General features: G+C 55.1%; 2 rRNA genes. Both read left to right on the top strand.

The features are described 5' to 3' along the window. Window positions 1-83 precede the first annotated feature (83 nt). Window positions 84-3206, top strand: a 23S ribosomal RNA gene (locus tag ABD235_RS39865). A 142-nt stretch (window positions 3207-3348) separates the two neighbouring features. After that, window positions 3349-3466, top strand: a 5S ribosomal RNA gene (gene rrf / locus ABD235_RS39860). Window positions 3467-3491: the final 25 nt, after the last annotated feature.

The following is a 3491-nucleotide window of genomic DNA, read 5'->3' as shown; positions in this document are numbered from 1 at the left end:
TCCGGTTATCCTGCCCGTATTTTGAGAACTGTATAGTGGACGCGAGCATCTTTGTAGCAATTTTATTGTTCCTTATGTATGTGTGACAAGCTACTAAGGGCAATCGGTGGATGTCTAGGCACCAAGAGCCGATGAAGGACGTAGGAGCCTGCGATAAGCCCCGGGGAGTTGGCAACCAAGCTGTGATCCGGGGGTGTCCGAATGGGGAAACCCAGCTGGCATTCTAAAGCCAGTTACCAGTTCCTGAACACATAGGGTTCTGGAGGGAACGCGGGGAAGTGAAACATCTCAGTACCCGCAGGAAGAGAAAACAATAGTGATTCCGTGAGTAGTGGCGAGCGAAAGCGGATGAGGCTAAACCATGTGCGTGTGATAGCCGGCGTGCGTTGCGTATGTGGGGTTGTGGGAGCATTCAGACACTAATGCCGTGGTGTCAGGGAGTTATAAATCATTGTTGAAGTCGAACCGGTTGGAATGCCGGGCCGTAGTGGGTAATGGCCCCGTAGGCGTAAGACAGTGACTTCCGAGTGTTTTCCCGAGTAGCACGGAACTCTTGAAATTCCGTGTGAATCTGGCGGGACCACCCGCTAAGCCTAAATACTTCTTGGTGACCGATAGCGGACTAGTACCGTGAGGGAAAGATGAAAAGTACCCCGGGAGGGGAGTGAAATAGTACCTGAAACCGGTTGCCTACAATCCGTCGGAGCATTCCTTGTGGGTGTGACGGCGTGCCTTTTGAAGAATGAGCCTGCGAGTTAGTGGTGTGTGGCGAGGTTAACCCGTGTGGGGTAGCCGTAGCGAAAGCGAGTCTGAATAGGGCGCTTTAGTCGCATGCTCTAGACCCGAAGCGGAGTGATCTATCCATGGGCAGGTTGAAGCGCGGGTAAGACCGCGTGGAGGACCGAACCCACCAGGGTTGAAAACCTGGGGGATGACCTGTGGATAGGGGTGAAAGGCCAATCAAACTCCGTGATAGCTGGTTCTCCCCGAAATGCATATAGGTGCAGCGTCGCGTGTTTCTTACCGGAGGTAGAGCACTGGATGGTCTAGGGGGCTTACCGGCTTACCGAAATCAGCCAAACTCCGAATGCCGGTAAGTGAGAGCGCGGCAGTGAGACTGCGGGGGATAAGCTCCGTAGTCGAGAGGGAAACAGCCCAGATCACCAGCTAAGGCCCCTAAGCGATTGCTAAGTGGAAAAGGATGTGGAGTTGCCCAGACAACCAGGAGGTTGGCTTAGAAGCAGCCACCCTTGAAAGAGTGCGTAATAGCTCACTGGTCAAGTGATTCCGCGCCGACAATGTAGCGGGGCTCAAGCAATCCGCCGAAGCTGTGGCATTCACATTTGTACTCGGCACCGACTTGATCGGTGTCCAGGTGTGTGGATGGGTAGGGGAGCGTCGTGCAGCGTGTGAAGCAGCAGAGTGATCTAGTTGTGGATGCTGCACGAGTGAGAATGCAGGCATGAGTAGCGAATGACGGGTGAGAAACCCGTCCGCCGAATGATCAAGGGTTCCAGGGTCAAGCTAATCTGCCCTGGGTAAGTCGGGACCTAAGGCGAGGCCGACAGGCGTAGTCGATGGACAACGGGTTGATATTCCCGTACCGGCATTAACACGACCCGACCGAGGTCACTGATGCTAAGACCGAGAAGCTAGGCGGCCTTCGGGCCAAGTAGTGGATCTGTTGACCCTAGGTGGTATTAGGTGCACTAAGGAGTGACGCAGGAGGGCAGTCCATCCGCGGCGATGGTAGGCGCAAGCTGATCCGCGGGCAAGGTGGTAGGGCGAGGCATAGGCAAATCCGTGTCTCACATAGCCTGAGAACCGAGGCGGACCCGTTCAGGGGAAGTGGATGATCCCATGCTGCCAAGAAAAACTTCGTAGTGAGTGTTAGAGCCGCCCGTACCCCAAACCGACACAGGTGATCAGGTAGAGAATACCAAGGCGATCGAGTGAACCATGGTTAAGGAACTCGGCAAAATGCCCCCGTAACTTCGGGAGAAGGGGGGCCGGATACGTTACATGGCTTGCCCATGGAAGCGTTGATGGCCGCAGAGACCAGGCCCAAGCGACTGTTTACTAAAAACACAGGTCCGTGCGAAGAAGTAATTCGATGTATACGGACTGACGCCTGCCCGGTGCTGGAACGTTAAGGGGACAGGTTAGCTGGTTTAGGCCGGCGAAGCTTTGAACTTAAGCGCCAGTAAACGGCGGTGGTAACTATAACCATCCTAAGGTAGCGAAATTCCTTGTCGGGTAAGTTCCGACCTGCACGAATGGCGTAACGACTTGGGCGCTGTCTCAACCATGGACTCGGCGAAATTGCATTACGAGTAAAGATGCTCGTTACGCGCAGCAGGACGGAAAGACCCCGGGACCTTTACTACAACTTGGTATTGGTGGTCGGTACAACTTGTGTAGGATAGGTGGGAGACTGTGAAATCCGGACGCCAGTTCGGGTGGAGTCATCGTTGAAATACCACTCTGGTTGTTCTGGCTGTCTAACTTCGGTCCATTATCTGGATCAGGGACAGTGCCTGGTGGGTAGTTTGACTGGGGCGGTCGCCTCCTAAAAGGTAACGGAGGCGCTCAAAGGTTCCCTCAGCCTGGTTGGCAATCAGGTGTCGAGTGTAAGTGCACAAGGGAGCTTGACTGTGAGACAGACATGTCGAGCAGGGACGAAAGTCGGAACTAGTGATCCGGCGGTGGCATGTGGGAGCACCGTCGCTCAACGGATAAAAGGTACCCCGGGGATAACAGGCTGATCTTCCCCAAGAGTCCATATCGACGGGATGGTTTGGCACCTCGATGTCGGCTCGTCGCATCCTGGGGCTGGAGTAGGTCCCAAGGGTTGGGCTGTTCGCCCATTAAAGCGGCACGCGAGCTGGGTTTAGAACGTCGTGAGACAGTTCGGTCCCTATCCGCTGCGCGCGCAGGAGACTTGAGAAGGGCTGCCCCTAGTACGAGAGGACCGGGGTGGACGAACCTCTGGTGTGCCAGTTGTTCCGCCAGGAGCACGGCTGGTTGGCTACGTTCGGGAGTGATAACCGCTGAAAGCATCTAAGCGGGAAGCACGCTTCAAGATGAGGTCTCCCACCGAGTTAATCGGGTAAGGCCCCCAGTAGACCACTGGGTTGATAGGCCAGAGGTGGAAGCGCCGTAAGGTGTGGAGCTGACTGGTACTAATAGGCCGAGGGCTTGTCTCAACACCACCCTCGGGTGGTCATACATAGAGACTTTATGCTGCGTAAGTAATGTTCGCGTTCACTGTACGGTTCCCGGAATACGGTCAACCCCCAGCCAAGCAAGAGTGGTTGTGTGTGTGGTTGGTTGATATTTCTATAGAGTTACGGTGACCATAGCGTCGGGGAAACACCCAGTCTCCATTCCGAACCTGGAAGTTAAGCCCTTCAGCGCCGATGGTACTGCGACCGGGAGGTCGTGGGAGAGTAGGACGTCGCCGGACATTCACACTGTTAAGGGCCACCCCA

Origin of the sequence: Kribbella lupini, from assembly GCF_039529595.1 — a bacterium.
Classification (GTDB): Bacteria; Actinomycetota; Actinomycetes; order Propionibacteriales; family Kribbellaceae; genus Kribbella; species Kribbella lupini.
The sequence above is the reverse complement of the archived record's forward strand: the minus strand, read 5'-3'. Positions and strand labels throughout refer to the sequence as shown.